We start from the raw sequence: 18,298 nt of genomic DNA on the forward strand, positions 1-18,298 counted from the left end.
CGTAACCCATAGGAAGCCTGGATGTCGCGTCGCCGACCGCCGTTTTCGTTTACGCCCGCGGCTGCCCTCACGCTCGTGGGCGGCCTGGTCGCGACAGCCGTGCTGACGGCTGCCGTCGGCCGCCTCGAATTCGACAAGGAGGCGCTTGCCTTCGCCCAGGACAGCGTCGTGCGCGTCGCCGCCCTGCAGCAGGGCATGGCGCAGGCGACGGCGTCCGGCGCGGCCGGACCGGGGGCGGAGAAGCTGGCGCGGGAGACGCTGACGCGTGCCGGCCTCGCGGGCGACGACCGCGTGCTGCTGCGCCTGTACGCCGGCCGCCAGGCCCTGCCCGCCAGCCTCGTCTTCGCCAACGACGCCCAGGCCGTGGCGCCGTCCTTCGTCCTGCCCTCGCTGCACTGGTTGAGCGGCGGCCACGAGGGCCACGCGCTGCACGGCTTTTCGGCCGGCGGCCAGGACTGGACCGTCGAGACGCTGGCGGCGCCGCACACCTGGACCGGCACCCACCTCGCCTCGACGCTGCTGCTGGGCGGCGGCATCCTGTCCACGCTGCTGCTGTGCGCCTTCGTGCAGGCGACCGGCCAACGCGCGCGTCGGGTGCAGGAACTGGTGCAGGAACGCACGGCCGATCTCAAGCTGACGAACCAGCGCCTGATCGACGACATGCTGGCGCGCAAGGAAACGGAAAAGGCCCTGCAGGAAAGCGAGCAGCGCTTCCGCCAGCTGGTGGCCATGTCATCGGACTGGTACTGGGAACAGGACGAGCAGTTCCGCTTCGTGTCGGTGACGGGCGACTTCACGGAAAAATCCGGCATCGGCATCGAGCGCGTGCTCGGCAAGTCGCGCTGGGACTACGTGCCCGCGCTGGTGGACACGGAGCTGGGCCGCGAGCACCGCGCCTGCCTGGAAGCGCACGAGCCGTTCCGCAACCTCGAATACCGCGCCGTCGACGACGACGGCCAGGAACGCTGGTTCTGCATCAACGGCCAGCCCGTGTTCGACGAGGACGGACGCTTCGCCGGCTACCGCGGCACCGGCAGCGACATCACCGCGCGCAAGATGACGGAACAGCGCGTGCACCACGTGGCCCAGCACGACGTGCTGACGGGCCTGCCCAACCGCTCGCTGCTGCAGGACCGCCTGGGCCAGGCCGTCGCCTACGCCAACCGCAGCGGCCGCCCCGTGTGGGTGATGCTCATCGACCTGGACCGCTTCAAGTTCGTCAACGACAGCATGGGCCACAAGGCCGGCGACGTGCTGCTGATGACGGTCGCCGCGCGCCTGCGCGGGGCCCTGCGCGACAGCGACACGGTGGCGCGCCTGTCCGGCGACGAATTCGTGGCCATCCTGTCCGAACACCGCGACGAGCCGCTCACCCCCGACATCGTGCAGCGCCTGATGGATGCGGTGGCGCAGCCGGTCATGCTGGGCACCAAGGAATTCTTCGTCACCTGCAGCATCGGCGTGGCCGTCTACCCGAGCGACGGCACCCCGTCCGAGAACCTGATCGAGCACGCCGACATCGCCATGTACCGTGCCAAGAAACTGGGCCGCAACAACTTCCAGTTCTACACGCCGGCCATGAACGAGGAATCGCTGGAGCGCGTGCGCATCGAGAGCGCGCTGCGCAACGCGCTGGAACGCAACGAATTCGTGCTGCACTACCAGCCGCAGGTCGACCTCAAGACGGGCCAGATCGTCGGCATGGAGGCGCTGATCCGCTGGAAGCATCCGGAGCTGGGCATGGTGCCGCCGGGCCGCTTCGTCGGCGTGGCCGAGGACACGGGCTTGATCGTCCCCATCGGCGCCTGGGTGATGCGCACCGCCGCTGCCCAGAACAAGGCCTGGCAGGATGCCGGCCTGGGCCGGCTGCGCGTGGCCGTGAACCTGTCGGCACGCCAGTTCGCATCGAGCGATCTGCTGGACAACATCGAATCGGTGCTGAACGACACGGGCCTGGATCCCGCCTGCCTGGAGCTGGAACTGACGGAAAGCCTGTTCATGAGCGACGTGACGCCGGCGGTGGAACTGCTGCACCGCATGAAGTCGCTGGGCGTGAACTTGTCGATCGACGACTTCGGCACCGGCTACTCGAGCTTCTCCTACCTGTCGCGCTTCCCCATCGACGTGCTCAAGATCGACCGCTCCTTCGTCAACGACATCGGCCACGACGCCAACGACGCCGCGATCGTCGCCTCCATCATCGCGCTGGCGCACAACCTGCGCCTGTCCGTGATCGCCGAGGGCGTGGAGACGGCCGAGCAGCTCGACTACCTGCGCCACCAGGGCTGCGACGAAATGCAGGGATATTACTTCTCGCGTCCGCTGCCGGCCCAGGAATTCGAGCAGCTGCTGCGCCAGCGCCGCGGCCTGGCGATGCTGGAAGACGAGACGCCTGCCGCGGCCGCTTGATTACACTGCAATATTTACATTTGGTCTATTTATTTGTAGCCCAAACGACATCGTTCTTCTACAATAGCCGGTAGCGCTTTAGCAAGCTTCAGCAAACCTAGGCAAAACCCATGAAGATGAACGAGATGAACAGCGCGACCGCCACCGCAGCCGCGCGGCGCCGCCCGCGGACCGACATGCGCACCCGCGACCTGGTGAACCAGGCGGTGGGGTCGATCCCGACCCTGGGCCTGCAGCGCGCCGCCGAATTCCTGGCGGCGATGAACGTGCCGGCCGAGATCGCCGTGCGCACCCTGGTCTATCCGGAGCGCCGGCGCGCCAGCTGAGCGCATCGCAGCGCAGCGGACTCAGCGCGGCTGCGGTTCCTGGGCGGCGATGTCGGCCAGCGATTCGCGGCCGCGCGCGGTCAGTTCGAAGCCGCCTTCGGCCCGTTCGGCGATGTGCGATTTGCGGCTGAGGAACTGGACGACGTCGGCATCGACGGGAGCCGCGGCATCGGCCTCGAGGGCGCGCAGGGCCTGCACGCAGCGGCGCAGGAACAGCAGTTCGGCGCCCTGCTCGGTCAGCGACAGGCTGCCGTTGCGCGCATACTGGATCAGCTTCAGGCCCGACAGGCGCTTGGCGTTGCGGCCGACGCAGGCGTTGACGCGGTCGCTCGTGGCGCCGCGCCGGATGAATGCGAGGGCGTCGTATTCGTCGCCCGTCAGTTTCAGGTTTTTCATTACCGCTTTCGATAGGAACAAGCCCGCCATGGTAACGGCGGCGAGCCTGCCGGGCAACTCCCGCTTGCCCGTCTTCCCGTCTTCAGCGCATCGCGCGCATGGTGGCCCAGACCAGGCTCAGCCCGGTCAACACACCGAGGGCCAGCGCGGCCTGCATGCGGCGCGAGCCGAACATCGTGTTGCGGCCCAAATAAATCTTGTTGTGCAAGGTGGTGCTCATGGGGTCTCCTTTTCAACGTTGTTCGACGGCTTGACGATAAAGCCATTATAAAAACTTTCCTGCCGCGCCATGCGCGCGCGTCCCGAAAGTCTTTCACAATGCATCTTCAGGGCAACATTTCCAAGGCAGCGGCGGAGCCTATCGGGCGCCGTGGCAACGTGCGGGCTGTTAGGATCGCGTCAACATCGACCACTCCAAGGAGCACGCCATGGCACCATCGAAAGTGAAACCGGACCCCGCGGCATCGGGCCCGGCCAACCTGCACGAAGCCGACATCGGCAGCGGCGAACGCACGCCGGCCCAGCAGGAAACCGACCAGATGATCAAGGAAATCCCGACGCGCGGCCACGGCAACCGGCAGGATGCCGGCGACGCGGGCAACCAGCAGAAGCAGGATTCATCGAAAGGCTGATTGTAGCGGCCAGCGTTCGAGCCGTCGCCCCTGCCTTCGCAGGGCGACGTTCGTCATGCATTGACTTTGCGTTCACGCCGCCTTGACTGGCGGCTGGGGCTGGTCCGGCTCTTCCACCGGCGCGCGTGCCGGCGCCGGCACGTCGTCCGGGTCGGGACGCGGATCCGGCGGCGGCAGGTCGGGGTCCGGGGTGGTATGGGCGCGCAGTGGCGATCGCGCTTCCTGGTCCTGCAGATTCATGCTTGTTCCTCCATCGCGAATCTCGATGCCGCGGCCGCTCAGCGGCGGTGCTTCTGCTTGGCGCCGCCGCCGGCGCCCGTGTCCTTGCCCGCCTTGACGGCGCTCTTGGCATCGTGGCTGCTCTTTTCCGGCTTGCCGGCACGGCTCTTGGCCATCTCCTCTTCGGACATGGTGGCCGACTGCTTGTTCTGGTTACCGCTGGATTTCGATTGGCTCATGGCGTTCTCCTTCCGTTGACACCGTTGACGTTGGGTGCAGCCTAGCATGGAAGATCGGGCCCGGTTTTTCAATCGTGCGCAGGCTGCTATAGTGGCGCATTGCCACTCATCCATTTGCCGACCGATGCGCCGCCTGCTTCCCCTGCTGTTCGCCACCGCCGTCGCGTGCGCCGGCACCGTCCACGCCGCCCCGATGAAACTGTCCGACTACATGGCCCTGAGCGGGCCGGCGCCGAGCGCCACCTTCCACTACGGCAGCGCGCCGTCGCAATACGCCGAACTGTTCCTTCCCGAAGGCAAGGGACCGTTTCCGGTCGCCATCCTCGTGCACGGCGGCTGCTGGACCAGGGAGTTCGGCGGCATCGTCCAGCTGCGCAATATGGCCGGCGCGCTGGCGCGGCGCGGCATCGCGTCGTGGAACGTGGAATACCGCCGTGTCGACGAGGCGGGCGGCGGCTATCCCGGCACCTACCAGGACATGAACGCGGCGCTGGACCTGCTGGCGCGCGAAGCCAAGCACCATCCGCTCGACCTGCGGCGCCTGGCCGCGGTGGGCCACTCGGCCGGCGGCCAGCTGGTGCAGTGGCTGGCGGCGCGGCCGCGCATTCCCGCGTCGAGCCCCCTGTACCACCCGGACGCCCTGCCCGTGCGCCAGGTCGTCAGCCTGGGCGGCCTGGCCGACCTGCGCCGCGAAGCGGCCCTGATCCAGACCAGCTGCGAGCGCAGCACCGAGCAGCTGGCGGGCACGCCCAGCAAGGCGCGGCCCGACGTGTTTTCCGACACCAATGCCGGCGACCTGATGCCGAACGGCAGCCGCACGATCCTCGTGACGGGCGAGCTGGACACGATCTCGCCGCCGCGCGTGGCGCACGACTTCGCGGCCCGGGCCAAGGCCGCCGGCGATGCCGCCGAGGTCGTCATCCTGCCGGGCGCCAGCCATTACGACGAAGTGGCGGCCACCTCGCCGTCGTGGCCGCTGGTGCTGCAGGCGATCGAATCGGCCTTGTCCGGAAAATAAGTCCCGTGGCCGCTTGACGCGAGACAGCGGCAGGCGCTCAATTGCCCTTCGCTTGTCCCCGCGGTGGCTCCTTCAGTCGCCCCAGTCGATGCGCCGGGCAAGGCGCTGCTCGAGCACGACGTCGCCCTGGGCCACGGCCACGCAGGGCAGGATATGGCCTTCGCGTTTTTCGTCGAGGGACAGCCCCGGCCACTCGATCGTGTGGCGCACGCTCCCCGACTGCACGCGGCAGATGCAGGTGCGGCACGTACCGTTGCGGCAGGAACTGGGCAGCTCGATGCCGGCTTGCTCGGCCGCATGCAGGATCGTGACGCCCTCCTCGGCCGTAAACGACCAGCCTGACGGCTGGAGGGTAATGGTCGCTGTGCTCATGCCGGCGATTGTACCCGCTGCGGCTGTTGCACCGGCAGCGTCCGCGGGCGGGCCGGCCATGCCGGCTGCATGGGTTCGTTCGCGCACAGACCCTGTATTTGCAGATAATTAATCTGGGCTCATGGAAGCAAGCAATAGGAAGCCCATGAAACAGCACAGCATCCCCCTCCTCGCCGCCCTGCTGGGCGCCCTGGCCGTCGTGCCGGCCCAGGCACGCCAGGCGCAAGCCGCCGCGCCGCAAGCGCAGCAGACCCAACAACCGCAGCAGCCCCAACAAGCGCAGCCGGCCGCGAACCAGGCGCAGGACCCGGCGGCTGCGCAAGCCCAGGCCGCCGAATTCGAACGCCTGCTGCGCGCCCAGGTACTGCTGGACCGCGCCCATTTCTCGCCCGGCGAGATCGACGGCGCCTACGGCTCGAACATGCGCCAGGCCCTGTCCGGCTTCCAGAAGGCGCGCAACTTGCCCGTCACCGGCAAGCTCGACGACGTCACCTGGAACGCCCTGAACGCCGACGCCGCACCCACGCTGCTGAACTACACGCTGGCCGACAGCGACGTCGCCGGCCCGTTCCAGCCGATCCCGAACGACATGATGGACAAGGCCAAGCTGTCCACGCTCGGCTACGCGACGCCCGTCGAGGGACTCGGCGAAAAATTCCACGCCAGCCCCGCGCTGCTGGAAAAGCTCAATCCGGGCAAGCCGCTGGGCCAGCTGGGCACGCAGATCCTGGTGCCGAACGTGGTCGGCACGGCGCCGCTGCCTCCGGCCGCGCGCGTCGTGGTGTCCAGGGACGCGCGCGTGCTGTGGCTGCAGGATGCGGCGGGCACCACGCTGGCCCAGTACCCCGTGTCGACCGGCAGCGAGCACGATCCGCTGCCGATCGGCCTGTGGAAGATCGAGGGCGTGCACCGCAACCCGACCTACCACTACAACCCCAAGCTGTTCTGGGACGCCCAGCCGGGCGACAAGAAGGCGACCGTCGCCGCCGGCCCCAACAACCCGGTCGGCGTGGTCTGGATCGACCTGTCCAAGCCGCACTACGGCATCCACGGCACCCCGGTGCCGTCGATGATCGGCAAGACGGAGTCGCACGGCTGCATCCGCCTGACCAACTGGAGCGCGGCGGAAGTCGCGGGACTGGTGCAGGCCGGTACCGAGGTCGCGCTGCAGGACTGACGCTTCCGGCCAGCGCCGGGCGAATCATTGATCACCCAAGCAAGAGGAGAAGACGATGAAATGGCTGATGACTTTCCTGCTCGGCGTGCTGGTCGGCGCCGGCGGCCTGTTCGCCTGGCTGCGCCAGATGCCGCATGAGGACGCCGCCACGGCCCAGGTGGCCACGGGCGCCCTGCCGGCCCCGCCCGGCCCCAGCCTGGAAGCCCAGTTGCCGCCGGCGCCGAAGGTGACGCCCGACCTGACGGAACTGGACCTGCCGCTGCGCCCGGCCAGCATGGACGCGCTGACGCCGGCCGCGAACGCGGTCCCTGCCGTGGCGCCGGGCAAGCTGATGGTGCCTGTCGACGGCATCGCGTTCAAGCAGCTGAGCGACACCTACGACCAGCCGCGCGGCAGCGAACGCCACCACGAGGCGCTCGACATCCTGGCACCGAAAGGCACGAAGGTGTTCGCCACCGCGGACGGCAAGGTCGCCAAGCTGTTCACCAGCAAGCCGGGCGGCCTGACCGTCTACCAGTTCGATCCCACCGAGAAGTACGCCTATTACTACGCCCACCTGGACCGCTACGCCGAGGGCCTGCAGGAAGGCGCGACGGTCAAGCGCGGCGACCTGATCGGCTACGTCGGCACCACCGGCAACGCGGCGCCGGATACGCCGCACCTGCACTTCGCCGTGTTCGAGCTGACGCCAGAAAAGCAGTGGTGGAAGGGGACGCCCGTGAATCCGTATCCACTACTGGCGGAATAGCACGGTGCCGCATCCGATACTGGGTCGCATGTTCGCTTCCCGGGCGTGGGATTCTTCATCGAAATGTCAAATTAAACCGTCATAATTGTTGACTTTCAGAAATACTTCGATCTAAGATATTTCTAGTTTGCACTAATTCAACACCATGACGGGCTCGCGACGTGCTGTTTTTTGGACGCCGCACCCAGGGCGCACTCGACAATGTATCGGTGATTCTCATCCGGGAGCTGAGCAATATGTCCACGATCAATGCAAGCAGCACTTACCGCGTTCAAGGCAATGTCATGAAGATCGCTGACATCGCGAAAGAGAAGCCTGGCTTCGTGATGCCTGCTACCGAGGAGCAAATACAAGAGCTCAAACTGCATGATGAGCAAACCCGGCAGCGTGAAGCAGCCGTGGCCCAGTACGCCGAACAGCATCCCAGCAAGATGTTTGGCCAGGTCATCGTGAATGGCGAAGTGATCGCAACGGTCTACGATTCCGGCAGCGCGGAAACGCGGCAGCAGATTGCTGGATTGAAGCTCACGGAAGACGGCAGCGGGCTGGACCTGGCGCGGACGCGCCTCGATGAAATTACGAAGGCCGTCAAGGGACAGGCGATCTATTCCAACTTCGTGACGCGCCCCGGACCGGCGTCGAGTGTCGTTCCAGAGAGCGCCCTGCCGCAAGTCACCGCACGCAGCCTCAATCAGATGGCCCGGGAGATGGACTGGGCATTGATGCGCTCGCGCATGATCGACGATACGAAAGCGTGATTCGCCACGCGTCCCGGTCGACGCCACGTTCGGCAAGGATGCGCATCCTGCTTCTCGGCAAAATTTCCTAAGTGAATGTATACTGGCGGATTCTTCGTCGTGCGCACGTTGAGCGCACAAAGTCATCTCTTGCCAGTTCGTTCAATGAAATTACGCCAACTTGCCGTTTTCCTCGGTGGGTACCTGATCACGGTGCTCGCCCTCGCCCGTCTGTACCGTGGTTTTTCCGGCATCGCCTCGGCCGCCGACATCGCCACCTGTCTCGCCGTCGCCCTGCTGATCGGTTTCGCGGCCGGCGCGTCGGAAACGGCCGCACGGCATGGCACCACGTTCGGGATGGCCTCGTTCTGCGGCGCGCTCACGATCCTGCTGTCGTTCTGCATGCGGAAAGCGGGCATGGCCGTCGTCGCCCTGCCCTATGTCTTCTTCTGGACCAATGCGGCCTGGATGGGATTGCAGGCGGCGCGGATCTGCCGGGTCACGCTGAATACGCGGTCGGCGCAGTAAGCAGCGCCACTGCACCTTTCCAGCCCGACGTCGCCCCGGCCTGCGCCGGGGCGGCGGTTTCACTGCCAGCGGCCATCGTTCAGTCGGACGTCCCCGTCACCTCGTCGACGTCGGCCCCGACGTTGATCGCCGCATACGCGCGCTGCACCGCGATCGACTCGCGGCTGCCCTTGCCGTACAACTCCTCGGCCAATTCGATCATCCTGGTCCTGGCCTCCGCATAGTTGGTGCTGGACGTGAACTTGGTCGTGTTGGCCTTGAACCAGATCCGGTACGCCTTGTCCATCCCGATCCCCGTCATCGCCAGCGGCATCTTGACCAGGTACTTGCTGTAGGTGTCGCCCGATTTGTCGATGGTCGAGCCCTGCGACAGGAAATAAAACATCCGGTTGTTCGGCCCGCTGCTGTAGTGCACGTCGAGGCGCTTGAGCGACGTGCTCCAGGCGTCCGGGCTGTTGCCGTCCTTGCTGGGCTTCGTCATCCAGCGCAGCGGCGTGCCGGTCTTGCTGATCTCGGCGCCCAGCACCCAGTCGTTGCCCGATGCGGGAATCGTGTCGCCCTTGCCGCCCGCGCGCGCGTAGGCTTCCACCACTTCGCCGTTGATGTCCGAGGCCGATTCGTTCAGGCCGCCCGACTCGCCCGAATACGTCAGGTTCGACGTCGCCGCCGTGACGCCGTGGCCCATCTCGTGGCCGATCACGTCGATCGAACCCAGGCTGTTGAACTGGTTGCCGTCGCCGATGAACATGCAGCGGCAGGTGTCGCTGTAATAGGCGTTGTCGTAGGCCGTGTTGACGTGGGCGGCGATATAGGTCGCCGTGTTGTGGCCGTCCAGCGACTGCCAGTTGAACACGTTCTTCAGCGCGTCGTAGGTGTTCATCAGGCCCCACATGGCGTTCACGGCCGCCGTCTGGCCGTTGGCGTTCGTGGTGGAACCGCCCTTGACGTACTGCTTGCCGTCGCCCCAGGTATTGCTGTCGTTGACGTAGACCTGGCCCGCGCTGGTGCCGTGGTTGGCGTTCGTGATCGCCATCGCGCCGAAGGTGCCGCCGGTGCCGCGGCTGTCGTCGATCATCTTGTATTTTCCGTCCGCCTGCAGCGTGGTATTGATCGGCACCTCGCCGTTGTACTGGCTCTTGCCCACGCCGACGACGGTCTGCAGCATGTTCCACTGGTCGAGGATGCTGCCGTCGCGGGCGCCGACGACGGTGTCGTGGTACACGGGCCGGACCGACGCGTCATTGCCGGCATGCAGGCGCGTGCGCACCAGATAGGCCAGTTCGTAGCGCTCCACCACGTCCTGCACGTCGACGGCGTTCAGTTCCTGCTCCGGCTTGTCGCGCGCGGCCTCGCTGCGTTCGGTGCGCATGACGGGCCAGATGATCAGTTCCGCCGTCGGCGGCGTCACGTGGCGCAGGTCGCCCACCAGCGCGGCGCGCAGCGAGGCCAGCGCGGCATCGATGGCCGCCCGGGACGAGATCGCCGGCGTCACGCTGAAATCGGTGGCCGGCGCCGCCAGGCCCTTGCCACCGGTATTGCCGGCCAGCGCCTCGGCCCGCTTCGACGGCGATTCCGAGACGACTCTCCCCGTCCCGTCCAGCACCACGACGGATTCGGCGCCGAACACGCGCACGCCCTTCCACGTGTAGTCGACGCGCGCGACCTGGGTGCCCTGCGTGCCGGGGTGCTGCGTCGCCAGCGCAAAGCCGAGGCGCGCATCGATGCCGCGGGCGGCGCGGCGCGACTCGAGCTGGGTCAGCAGCGCCGCGCGCGCCTTGGCATCGGCGGCCACGGGCGCGCTCATCGCCGCGGGGCCGGCGGCGGCCGCCTGCGCGAGGGCAAGGGCAAGGAAAATGGCGCCGAGCGGCGCCAGCAGGATGCGCTTGTTCATCTCATCTCCTTCGGTGACGCCCGTTGATGGGCCTCATCGAAGTGTGGATGAGCTCCTTAAAAAAGATTTGCTCAAACGCAAGAAGCCCTGCGGCGGGATGGCTCCGCCGCAGGGCTGCGCGGGTGATGCGGGTGCCGGATCAGCGGTCGCGGCGGCGCGTCAGGTAGACGGCCAGGCCGACGACGGCGCCGGCAACGGCCGCCTTCTTGATCAGGCCGGAGCGGTTATGCTCCCACTCCGCCTTGATGCCCATCTCGCCCAGCACGTTCGGCACCTTGCCGTGCGCCAGGTCTTCGCCGATGCCTTCGACGACGTTCACGCGGTCGGCCGCCAGCAGCAGCAGCCAGTGGCGCAAGTCGTTCTCCGACCATTTGAACGCGATGCGGCGCAGCGCGCCCGACAGTCCCTTCGGCGGTTGCGCGGTGCCGAAGATCGGGGTGATCTGGCCGAAGCGCTCGCTGGAGACGAGCACTTCGACATTCTCTTCCTGCTGCGGCAGCTTGCCTTCGTGCTGGTGGATGAAGCGCGGCGGCGTGCGTTCCATCGGCACGGCGGGACGGTTCTTGCGGTCGAGGTCGGCACCCCAGCCGTTGATGTGGGCCAGCTGCTCGCGGCTCGGGCGCCGGGGCACGTCCCGGAAATCGCCCTGCAGCGCATGGCGGTGGATGTGGCCGTGCTCGTGCTCGTGATCGTGATGGTGATCGTGGCCGTTGGCGTGGTGTTCGCGGTGTTCCATGGCGGCTCCTCAATGCAGTGTGCTGGACTTGACGGCCTGGACTTCGCGCGCCGACGGCGGGATCAGGACGGTCTTGATGCACTCGTCGAGCTTGCTCGAGAAGATGTGGTAGGCGTCCGACACCTCTTCCAGCGGCACGCGGTGCGTGATGATTTCCTTGGGATTGATGCGACCCTCGCGGATGTGCTCGATCAGGCGGGGCAGGTGGCGCTTCACGCTGGCCTGGTTCATGCGCAGGGTCAGGCCCTTGTTCAGCGCATTGCCGATCGGGACGGCGTTGAAGGTCGGACCGTAGACGCCGACGATGGACACGTTGCCGCCCTTGCGCACCGAGTTGATGGCCCAGTGCAGCACCGTCGAGGCGCCGGCCTGCATCTTCATGAGGCGGCCCGTCAGCGTCTGGGCGATGGAACCGGCCGCGTCGCCGCCCACGCAATCGATGCAGACGTCGGCGCCCAGGCCGTCCGTCATCTTCTTGATGTGCTCGGCCATGTCGTTGACGCTGCGGAAGTTCAGCACCTCGCACTGGGCGTAGCGCTTGACGAACTCGAGGCGGTACTCCACTTCGTCGACGACGATCACGCGGCCCGCGCCCATCAGCCAGGCCGACTTGGCGGCGAAGATACCGATCGGGCCGGCGCCGAACACGACCACGGTGTCGCCTTCGGCGATGTCGCCCATCTCGGCGGCCTGGTAGCCCGTGGGCAGCGCGTCCGTCATCAGCACGGCGTCGTCGATGTGGATGTCGTCGGGGATGATCATCGGGCCCACGTCGGCCATCGGCACGCGCACGAATTCGGCCTGGCCGCCGTCGTAGCCGCCGGCCGTGTGCGAGTAGCCGTAGATGCCGCCCACGGCCGTGGCCTGCGGATTCGTGTTGTGGCAATTGCCGTACAGTTCGCGCTCGCAGAAGAAGCAGGAGCCGCAGAACAGGTTGAACGGCACCAGCACGCGGTCGCCGACCTTGAGGGTCTTGACGTCCGAGCCGACGTCCTCGACGACGCCGACGAACTCGTGGCCGAAGGTGTGGCCCACGCGGGTGTCCGGCACCATGCCGTGGTACAGGTGCAGGTCGGAGCCGCAGATGCAGCTGCGCAGCACGCGCACGATGGCATCGCCAGGGTGTTCGATGACGGGATCGGGCTTGTGGTCGGCGCGGACGCGGTACGGCCCGCGGTAGTTCATTGCCAGCATGGGTATCCTCCTCGAATGGTTGACCGTCCGCCGCGTAGAGCGAACACTTGCCACAACCATATGTCAAATTATTCAAGAAGGCGATACGCGCACGGAAAGGACGGGGGTATTCAGCAGGATTTTTTAAGGAATGCTAGCGCTTTGTTTTTAAAAGGAAAGTTACGTCAATACGTTTAATTCCAGCCAGAACTTTTTGACGCCAAATGTAAAACGGCCGCACGCGGCGGCCGTCGATTCCTGGCGCGGGCCGCTTACAGCTGGCGCGCCTCGAAGGTATTGCACTGCTGCACCGAACCCGTCTCGATGCCGCGCTTGAACCAGCGCACGCGCTGGGCCGAGGAACCGTGGGTGAAGGAATCGGGCACGACCTCGCCGCGCGACTGGCGCTGCAGCGCGTCGTCGCCGATGGCGCTGGCGGCGTTCAGGGCCGACTCGATGTCGCCGCCTTCGATGATCTGCTTGGCCTGGTTCGTGTGGTAGGCCCAGACGCCGGCGAAGCAGTCGGCCTGCAACTCCAAGCGCACGGACATCGCGTTGGCTTCGGTCTCGGACGCGCGTTCGCGCATGCGGTCGACCTTGCCGGAGATGCCCAGCAGGTTCTGCACGTGGTGGCCGACCTCGTGGGCGATCACATAGGCCTGGGTGAATTCGCCGCCGACCTTGAAGCGCTGCTGCATCATGCGGAAGAAGGTCAGGTCGATGTACACCTTGCGGTCGGCCGGGCAATAGAAGGGACCGACGGCGCTCTGGCCCACGCCGCAGCCGCCCGTGCCGGTGCGGCCCGAGTACAGCACGAGGGTCGGCGGCGAGTACGTCGCCCCGCCGGCCTTGAAGATCTGCGTCCAGGTGTCCTCGGTATAGCCCAGCACGGTGCGCACGAACTGGGTTTCGCGGTCGTTCGCGGGCGGATGCGACGGCGCCTGCTGCTGCACGTGCTGGTTGCCGCCCCCGCCCGACAGCAGGCTGAGGATGGTGGTCGGCGACACGCCGAAGAACCAGGAGCCCAGCAGCGCGACGACGATCGTGCCGATGCCGATGGTCCCGCCGCCGAAGCCGAAACCGCCGCCACCGCCACCGTCACCGCGGCGGTCCTCCACATTGTCGCTCTGACGATCGCCTTCCCAACGCATGCACACTCCCCGGCGCGCTCCAGGCGCGCCAACAACGTGCCGGCGGCAGTCCGGCCGCCGGCGGATTATTCCTGGTCAGCGCCCGGACTGGCGCCTCAGATTCACTGCTCCCTCGTTCGATCGCGCATCCTTGATGCGGTACTCCTCGTCCACCGCGAGGCCGGCACGCCATTCGTCGTTCATCAGGCGTTGGTGGCGTTCGCGCTCGACTTCGCGCTCCAGGCGGTCTTTCAGGGAATCGTTCTGCAGCTTCATGCTCATGTCCTTCAACGTACGAGGGGCAATGCGTCGCCGCCTCGAGCCAAGTATTGCGTAGCGGCTGCGCGGCGGTCTGTTCGAACTTTCACATAATCATACATGGAAGGCGGCGCCGGCCCCAGCGCACGCTGCCGTATGTGCGGCAGCGTACGGAACTCGGCAGTCCACTGGCGCATGATGGCATCATGCCGCTCCGCTCACCCTCCACCCTCGTCGAACTCGGCCACGCACTGCGGCGCGCCGGCTACCGCTTCGTCACGGTCACGCCCGCGACCCACCGGCGGGTCAACCGCCGCCCCGAGAACGCCTGGGCCCGCGACATGCGCGGCGTGTTCGGCTGGAGCCGGCCGTTCCGCACGGGCGTGCTGCCGCCGGACATCGAGGACCTGGCGCGGCGCGCCGGCGTGCTGGCACCGCACGAGCAAGACGGACAGCCGGGCTGGCGCGCGCTGGTGCGGGCATCGAGCGTCGGCGACTGCCTGTATTTCCACTCGGCCTGGCCGACCGACGACGAGGATGCCGTGTTCTTCGGCCCCGACACCTACCGCTACGTCGCCGCCCTGCGCCGCTCGCTGGGCCGGCTGGGCCGCCCGGTGCAGCGCGCCGTCGACATCGGCGCCGGCAGCGGCGCGGGCGCGATCGAACTGGCGCTGCAGTTCCGCACGGCGACCGTGTACGGCGCCGACATCAACGACGCCGCGCTGGCCCTCGTCGACGTCAACGCGGCGCTGAACGGCGCGGCCAACGTGATCCCCTGCCGCAGCGACCTGCTGGACGGCGTCGACGGGCACGTCGACCTCGTCATGTCGAACCCGCCCTACATCCTCGACGAGGACGAACTCGCTTACCGCCATGGCGGCGGCGAGCATGGCGCCGAGCTGTCGATCCGCATCGTGCGCTGCGCGCTCGAGCGCCTGCATGCCGGCGGCAGCCTGCTGCTGTACACGGGTTCGGCGATCGTCGACGGCCAGGACCGCTTCCTGGAAGCGATCCGCGGCGACCTCGACGGCCGCTGCAGCGACTGGCAGTACGAGGAACTGGACCCGGACATCTTCGGCGGCCAGCTCGGCTGCGACGGCTACGAGAACGTCGAACGCATCGCGGCCGTCTGGCTGCATGCCGTCAAGGGCGCCTGACCGGCCTGCCGTCCCGCCACCACTCCCTCCGGGTGGCGCCGAACCTGCGACGAACGAGCAAAATATCGCGGCATCCAGGCATGTCCACCGGACGGGGCCGGATCGACAATACCGTCAAGGCGCCACCGAGACGCCATGCCCGATAACAGGAGGATCACCATGCAAACCGCCGATTCCGTCGCCGCCCCCGCGCCCAAGCCGGCCACGGCACCTTCCACTACCCTCGCCTACCTGCCGGTGGGCATGTTCGGCTCCGTGATGGGCCTGACCGGCCTGTCGATCGCCTGGCACCTCGCCCACCAGCACTTCGGCCTGCCGGCGTGGATCGGCCAGGCCATCGGCGCCCTCGCCCTCCTCGATTTCATCGTGCTGGCCATCGCCTACGCCGTCAAGGCGGCCTCCGGCTTTTCGGCCGTGAAGGCGGAATTCGCCAACCCGGTCGCCGGCAACCTGTTCGGCACCCCGCTGATCAGCCTGTTGCTGCTGCCCTTCGTGCTGGTCGACGTCAGCCTCGACCTGGCGCGCCTGTCCTGGGTGCTGGGCGCCGCGCTGATGACGGTGTTCGGCTGGGTCATCGTGATCCGCTGGATCACTGTCCGCCATACGGGCGCGCAGATCGCCCCGACCTGGATCGTCCCCGTCGTCGGCATGCTCGACGTGCCGCTCGCGGTGCCCCTGCTGCAATGGGACGGCCTGCACGGCGTCATGATGTTCGGCACCGCCGTGGGCCTGTTCTTCGCGCTGCCCATCCTGACCATGCTGCTCACCCGCCTGGCGATGGAAGACCCGCTGCCGGCGCCGCTGCAGCCGGCGCTGCTGATCGTGCTGGCCCCGTTCGCCGTCGGCTTCTCGGCCTACGTGACGACCACCGGCCACATCGACGGCTTCGCCGAGGGCCTGTACATGGTGATGCTGTTCGTGCTGCCCATCCTGCTGGGCCGCCTGCGTCACCTGCCGCGCTGCTCGCCGTTCCGCGTGTCGTGGTGGGCCGCCAGCTTCCCGCTGGCAGCGACGGCGGTGGCCGCGCTGAAGTATGCGGACTATGCCAAGCATCCGGTGACAGATGCGATCGCGGCGGTGATCCTGGCCCTCGCCTCGCTAATCATCGCAGTGTTCGTCGTCCAGACCCTGGGCGGCGTCGCCCGCGGCAAGCTGCGCGAGCTGAGCTGAGCTGAGCTGAGCTGAGCTGACCCGGCGGTTCGCCCGTACCGGCGCCGAACCTGCCCTTGGACAGGGTGGCCGTCCGTGCGGGCCTGACCCTCCCGTAGAATTCCCTCATCAATGAACGGGCTCGCCACGCAGGCGGGCCCTTCGTCCATCGTTGCTGTCATCGGGAGTGAGGACATGAGCAAGACCGCGGCAGACTACCTGGCACATACCCTGGCCCTGGCGGGCGTCGAGCGCGTCTACGGCGTCGTCGGCGATTCGCTGAACGGTTTCACCGATGCGCTGCGGCGCCAGGAAACCGTCGACTGGGTCCACGTGCGCCACGAGGAAGGCGCGGCGTTCGCGGCCGGCGCCGAAGCGCACCTGACCGGCAAGCTGGCCGTCTGTGCCGGCAGCTGCGGCCCGGGCAACCTGCACCTCATCAACGGCCTGTTCGACTGCCAGCGGAGCAGCGTGCCCGTGCTGGCCATCGCCGCCCACATCCCCAGCACCGAGATCGGCATCGATTATTTCCAGGCCACGCACCCGGAAAGCCTGTTCAGGGAATGCAGCCATTACGTCGAGCTGGTGTCGAACGCCGCGCTGCTGCCGCAGATCCTGCACCGGGCGATGCGCGTCGCCGTGGCGAGGAAAGGCGTGGCCGTCGTCGTCATGTCCGGCGACGTCGCCCTGCAGCCGCTCGCCGCAACCCCGCCCGCCTGGCTGCTGCCCGCGCAGCCGACGGTCGTGCCGCCCTCTGGCGACATCGACGCGCTGGCCGCCCTGCTCAACGGCGGCGAACGCGTGGCGCTGTTCTGCGGCGCGGGCACGGCGGGCGCGCACCCGCAGATCATGCGCCTGGCCGAGACGCTGCAGGCGCCGATCGTGCACACGCTGCGCGGCAAGGAAACCATGGAGTACGACAACCCGTACGACGTCGGCATGACCGGCCTGGTCGGCTTCGCGTCCGGCTACAAGGCGATGAAGCGCTGCGACACGCTGCTGGTGCTGGGCGCCGACTTCCCCTACCGCCAGTTCTTCCCCGACGGGGCGAAGATCGCACAGATCGACGTGCGCCCGGAAGCGCTCGGCAACCGCTGCCCGCTGGAGCTGGGCCTGCAGGGCGACGTCAAGGCAACGCTCGACGCGCTGCTGCCGAAGCTCACGCCCAAGACGGACGGTCGCTTCCTGGCCAGCGCGCTGGACGACTACCGCGCCGCCAGGGCGGACCTGGACAAGCTGGCCGCGATCGACGCCGGCACGCGCACGATCCACCCGCAGGCCGTCACCCGCGTCGTCAGCGAACTGGCGAGCGAGGACGCGATCTTCACGGCCGACGTGGGCACGCCGATCGCCTGGACGGCGCGCTACCTGAAGGTCAACGGCAAACGCCGCATCGTCGGCTCGTTCAACCACGGCTCGATGGCCAACGCGATGCTGCACGCCATCGGCGCCCAGGCCTCGCACCCGGGCCGCCAAGTGATCTCGTTCTCGGGCGACGGCGGCTTTTCCATGATGATGGGCGAATTCCTGACGCTGTCGCAGATGGACCTGCCGGTCAAGATCATCCTGCTCAACAACGGCACGCTGGGCTTCGTGGAACTGGAGATGAAGGCCAACGGCTTCCTCGACACGGGCTGCGACCTGCGCAACCCGAACTTCGCGGCCATGGCGGAGGCGGTCGGCATCAAGGGCATCCGCGTCGAGGATCCGCACCGGCTGGAAGACGCCGTGCGCGAGGCGCTGGCGCATGACGGGCCGGTGCTGGTGGATGTCGTCAGCGCGCGCCAGGAGCTGGTCATGCCGCCGGCCACGACGCTGGAGGAAGCGCACAAGTTCGGGCTGTTCATGCTGAAGGCGGTGCTGGATGGGAGGGCTGGGGAGCTGATCGATCTGGCGAAGGTGAACATGCTACGGTGAAGAGCTTCCCTGGAGATGCCGGCATCGCGCGCCCTCGGCGCGCGGGCTGTCCGCGGTGCGGACAGCAAAGTGGCGATTCGGGAGGG

General features: G+C 67.4%; 21 protein-coding genes. 11 read left to right on the top strand and 10 right to left on the bottom strand.

Annotation, left to right across the window (positions count from 1 at the left end; genetic code table 11):
• Positions 1–21 precede the first annotated feature (21 nt).
• Together QPK32_RS22935 and QPK32_RS22940 are read left to right on the top strand one after the other, a co-directional pair.
• Entirely contained in the window at positions 22–2,409 is a 2,388-nt protein-coding gene (locus tag QPK32_RS22935; protein ID WP_290415102.1) for a bifunctional diguanylate cyclase/phosphodiesterase, read from the top strand.
• Between the two features lie 110 nt (positions 2,410–2,519).
• A complete protein-coding gene (locus tag QPK32_RS22940) occupies positions 2,520–2,735 on the top strand; it encodes a hypothetical protein (protein ID WP_290415103.1) in 216 nt (71 codons plus the stop codon).
• A gap of 21 nt (positions 2,736–2,756) precedes the next feature.
• Here QPK32_RS22940 and QPK32_RS22945 read toward each other — a convergent pair whose 3' ends face one another.
• Complete coding sequence (locus QPK32_RS22945; RefSeq protein WP_290415104.1) at positions 2,757–3,131, bottom strand: hypothetical protein; 375 nt, start codon at positions 3,129–3,131, stop codon at positions 2,757–2,759.
• 82 nt (positions 3,132–3,213) lie between these two features.
• The gene (locus QPK32_RS22950) at positions 3,214–3,351 is read right to left on the bottom strand and encodes a hypothetical protein (RefSeq protein WP_290415105.1); all 138 of its coding nucleotides are present in this window, start codon (positions 3,349–3,351) and stop codon (positions 3,214–3,216) included.
• A gap of 208 nt (positions 3,352–3,559) precedes the next feature.
• Here QPK32_RS22950 and QPK32_RS22955 point away from each other — a divergent pair, with 208 nt between their 5' ends.
• Positions 3,560–3,763 carry a hypothetical protein gene (locus QPK32_RS22955; protein WP_290415106.1) on the top strand — a complete coding sequence of 68 codons (204 nt, stop codon included), beginning with the start codon at positions 3,560–3,562 and terminating at the stop codon, positions 3,761–3,763.
• Between the two features lie 72 nt (positions 3,764–3,835).
• On the opposite strand, the gene QPK32_RS22960 is transcribed toward QPK32_RS22955, so the two are convergent.
• A complete protein-coding gene (locus QPK32_RS22960; protein WP_290415107.1) occupies positions 3,836–4,003 on the bottom strand; it encodes a hypothetical protein in 168 nt (55 codons plus the stop codon).
• Between the two features lie 38 nt (positions 4,004–4,041).
• Positions 4,042–4,221, bottom strand: coding sequence for a hypothetical protein (locus tag QPK32_RS22965; protein ID WP_290415108.1), 180 nt, complete (start codon positions 4,219–4,221; stop codon positions 4,042–4,044).
• A 124-nt stretch (positions 4,222–4,345) separates the two neighbouring features.
• Between QPK32_RS22965 and QPK32_RS22970 the strand changes: the two genes are divergently transcribed.
• Positions 4,346–5,239, top strand: coding sequence for a S9 family peptidase (locus tag QPK32_RS22970; protein WP_290415109.1), 894 nt, complete (start codon positions 4,346–4,348; stop codon positions 5,237–5,239).
• Positions 5,240–5,311: 72 nt separating this feature from the next.
• Here the strand turns inward: QPK32_RS22970 and QPK32_RS22975 are convergent, their stop codons facing one another.
• Positions 5,312–5,611 carry a 2Fe-2S iron-sulfur cluster-binding protein gene (locus QPK32_RS22975; RefSeq protein ID WP_290415110.1) on the bottom strand — a complete coding sequence of 100 codons (300 nt, stop codon included), beginning with the start codon at positions 5,609–5,611 and terminating at the stop codon, positions 5,312–5,314.
• Between the two features lie 145 nt (positions 5,612–5,756).
• On the opposite strand from QPK32_RS22975, the gene QPK32_RS22980 reads away from it, so the two are divergent.
• The 4 genes from QPK32_RS22980 to QPK32_RS22995 all read left to right on the top strand — a co-directional run bounded on the left by QPK32_RS22980 (position 5,757) and on the right by QPK32_RS22995 (position 8,801).
• The gene (locus tag QPK32_RS22980; RefSeq protein ID WP_290415111.1) at positions 5,757–6,788 is read left to right on the top strand and encodes a L,D-transpeptidase; all 1,032 of its coding nucleotides are present in this window, start codon (positions 5,757–5,759) and stop codon (positions 6,786–6,788) included.
• Positions 6,789–6,843: 55 nt separating this feature from the next.
• Positions 6,844–7,536: a M23 family metallopeptidase gene (locus QPK32_RS22985; protein ID WP_290415112.1), complete on the top strand. Its 693-nt coding sequence runs from the start codon at positions 6,844–6,846 to the stop codon at positions 7,534–7,536.
• Positions 7,537–7,697: 161 nt separating this feature from the next.
• On the top strand, positions 7,698–8,294 hold the full coding sequence (locus QPK32_RS22990) for a hypothetical protein (RefSeq protein WP_290415113.1): 597 nt from the start codon (positions 7,698–7,700) through the stop codon (positions 8,292–8,294).
• 144 nt (positions 8,295–8,438) lie between these two features.
• Positions 8,439–8,801, top strand: coding sequence for a hypothetical protein (locus QPK32_RS22995; RefSeq protein ID WP_290415114.1), 363 nt, complete (start codon positions 8,439–8,441; stop codon positions 8,799–8,801).
• Positions 8,802–8,880: 79 nt separating this feature from the next.
• Here the strand turns inward: QPK32_RS22995 and QPK32_RS23000 are convergent, their stop codons facing one another.
• The 5 genes from QPK32_RS23000 to QPK32_RS23020 all read right to left on the bottom strand — a co-directional run bounded on the left by QPK32_RS23000 (position 8,881) and on the right by QPK32_RS23020 (position 14,007).
• Positions 8,881–10,692: a M4 family metallopeptidase gene (locus tag QPK32_RS23000; protein WP_290415115.1), complete on the bottom strand. Its 1,812-nt coding sequence runs from the start codon at positions 10,690–10,692 to the stop codon at positions 8,881–8,883.
• A 139-nt stretch (positions 10,693–10,831) separates the two neighbouring features.
• Complete coding sequence (locus QPK32_RS23005) at positions 10,832–11,428, bottom strand: hypothetical protein (RefSeq protein WP_290415116.1); 597 nt, start codon at positions 11,426–11,428, stop codon at positions 10,832–10,834.
• A gap of 9 nt (positions 11,429–11,437) precedes the next feature.
• Complete coding sequence (locus tag QPK32_RS23010; RefSeq protein WP_290415117.1) at positions 11,438–12,622, bottom strand: zinc-dependent alcohol dehydrogenase; 1,185 nt, start codon at positions 12,620–12,622, stop codon at positions 11,438–11,440.
• A 251-nt stretch (positions 12,623–12,873) separates the two neighbouring features.
• The gene (locus tag QPK32_RS23015; RefSeq protein WP_290415118.1) at positions 12,874–13,752 is read right to left on the bottom strand and encodes a neutral zinc metallopeptidase; all 879 of its coding nucleotides are present in this window, start codon (positions 13,750–13,752) and stop codon (positions 12,874–12,876) included.
• Between the two features lie 75 nt (positions 13,753–13,827).
• On the bottom strand, positions 13,828–14,007 hold the full coding sequence (locus tag QPK32_RS23020) for a hypothetical protein (protein ID WP_290415119.1): 180 nt from the start codon (positions 14,005–14,007) through the stop codon (positions 13,828–13,830).
• A gap of 188 nt (positions 14,008–14,195) precedes the next feature.
• Between QPK32_RS23020 and QPK32_RS23025 the strand changes: the two genes are divergently transcribed.
• The 3 genes from QPK32_RS23025 (at position 14,196) to poxB (ending at position 18,212) form a co-directional block, all read left to right on the top strand.
• Positions 14,196–15,146, top strand: coding sequence for a class I SAM-dependent methyltransferase (locus tag QPK32_RS23025; RefSeq protein WP_290415120.1), 951 nt, complete (start codon positions 14,196–14,198; stop codon positions 15,144–15,146).
• 159 nt (positions 15,147–15,305) lie between these two features.
• A complete protein-coding gene (locus QPK32_RS23030; RefSeq protein WP_290415121.1) occupies positions 15,306–16,316 on the top strand; it encodes an SLAC1 anion channel family protein in 1,011 nt (336 codons plus the stop codon).
• Between the two features lie 174 nt (positions 16,317–16,490).
• Positions 16,491–18,212, top strand: a complete 1,722-nt coding sequence (gene poxB / locus QPK32_RS23035) for a ubiquinone-dependent pyruvate dehydrogenase (RefSeq protein ID WP_290415122.1) — start codon at positions 16,491–16,493, stop codon at positions 18,210–18,212.
• Positions 18,213–18,298: the final 86 nt, after the last annotated feature.

Source organism: Massilia sp. YIM B02763, assembly GCF_030412015.1.
Lineage (GTDB): Bacteria > Pseudomonadota > Gammaproteobacteria > Burkholderiales > Burkholderiaceae_D > Telluria.

Excerpts from the sequence above, each read along its gene's own strand:
- QPK32_RS22935 (WP_290415102.1), top strand. The coding sequence starts at position 22 with ATGTCGCGTCGCCGACCGCCGTTTTCGTTTACGCCCGCGGCTGCCCTC.
- QPK32_RS22940 (WP_290415103.1), top strand. The coding sequence starts at position 2,520 with ATGAAGATGAACGAGATGAACAGCGCGACCGCCACCGCAGCCGCGCGG.
- QPK32_RS22945 (WP_290415104.1), bottom strand. The coding sequence starts at position 3,131 with ATGAAAAACCTGAAACTGACGGGCGACGAATACGACGCCCTCGCATTC.
- QPK32_RS22950 (WP_290415105.1), bottom strand. The coding sequence starts at position 3,351 with ATGAGCACCACCTTGCACAACAAGATTTATTTGGGCCGCAACACGATG.
- QPK32_RS22955 (WP_290415106.1), top strand. The coding sequence starts at position 3,560 with ATGGCACCATCGAAAGTGAAACCGGACCCCGCGGCATCGGGCCCGGCC.
- QPK32_RS22960 (WP_290415107.1), bottom strand. The coding sequence starts at position 4,003 with ATGAATCTGCAGGACCAGGAAGCGCGATCGCCACTGCGCGCCCATACC.
- QPK32_RS22965 (WP_290415108.1), bottom strand. The coding sequence starts at position 4,221 with ATGAGCCAATCGAAATCCAGCGGTAACCAGAACAAGCAGTCGGCCACC.
- QPK32_RS22970 (WP_290415109.1), top strand. The coding sequence starts at position 4,346 with ATGCGCCGCCTGCTTCCCCTGCTGTTCGCCACCGCCGTCGCGTGCGCC.
- QPK32_RS22975 (WP_290415110.1), bottom strand. The coding sequence starts at position 5,611 with ATGAGCACAGCGACCATTACCCTCCAGCCGTCAGGCTGGTCGTTTACG.
- QPK32_RS22980 (WP_290415111.1), top strand. The coding sequence starts at position 5,757 with ATGAAACAGCACAGCATCCCCCTCCTCGCCGCCCTGCTGGGCGCCCTG.
- QPK32_RS22985 (WP_290415112.1), top strand. The coding sequence starts at position 6,844 with ATGAAATGGCTGATGACTTTCCTGCTCGGCGTGCTGGTCGGCGCCGGC.
- QPK32_RS22995 (WP_290415114.1), top strand. The coding sequence starts at position 8,439 with ATGAAATTACGCCAACTTGCCGTTTTCCTCGGTGGGTACCTGATCACG.
- QPK32_RS23000 (WP_290415115.1), bottom strand. The coding sequence starts at position 10,692 with ATGAACAAGCGCATCCTGCTGGCGCCGCTCGGCGCCATTTTCCTTGCC.
- QPK32_RS23005 (WP_290415116.1), bottom strand. The coding sequence starts at position 11,428 with ATGGAACACCGCGAACACCACGCCAACGGCCACGATCACCATCACGAT.
- QPK32_RS23010 (WP_290415117.1), bottom strand. The coding sequence starts at position 12,622 with ATGCTGGCAATGAACTACCGCGGGCCGTACCGCGTCCGCGCCGACCAC.
- QPK32_RS23015 (WP_290415118.1), bottom strand. The coding sequence starts at position 13,752 with ATGCGTTGGGAAGGCGATCGTCAGAGCGACAATGTGGAGGACCGCCGC.
- QPK32_RS23020 (WP_290415119.1), bottom strand. The coding sequence starts at position 14,007 with ATGAAGCTGCAGAACGATTCCCTGAAAGACCGCCTGGAGCGCGAAGTC.
- QPK32_RS23025 (WP_290415120.1), top strand. The coding sequence starts at position 14,196 with ATGCCGCTCCGCTCACCCTCCACCCTCGTCGAACTCGGCCACGCACTG.
- QPK32_RS23030 (WP_290415121.1), top strand. The coding sequence starts at position 15,306 with ATGCAAACCGCCGATTCCGTCGCCGCCCCCGCGCCCAAGCCGGCCACG.
- poxB (WP_290415122.1), top strand. The coding sequence starts at position 16,491 with ATGAGCAAGACCGCGGCAGACTACCTGGCACATACCCTGGCCCTGGCG.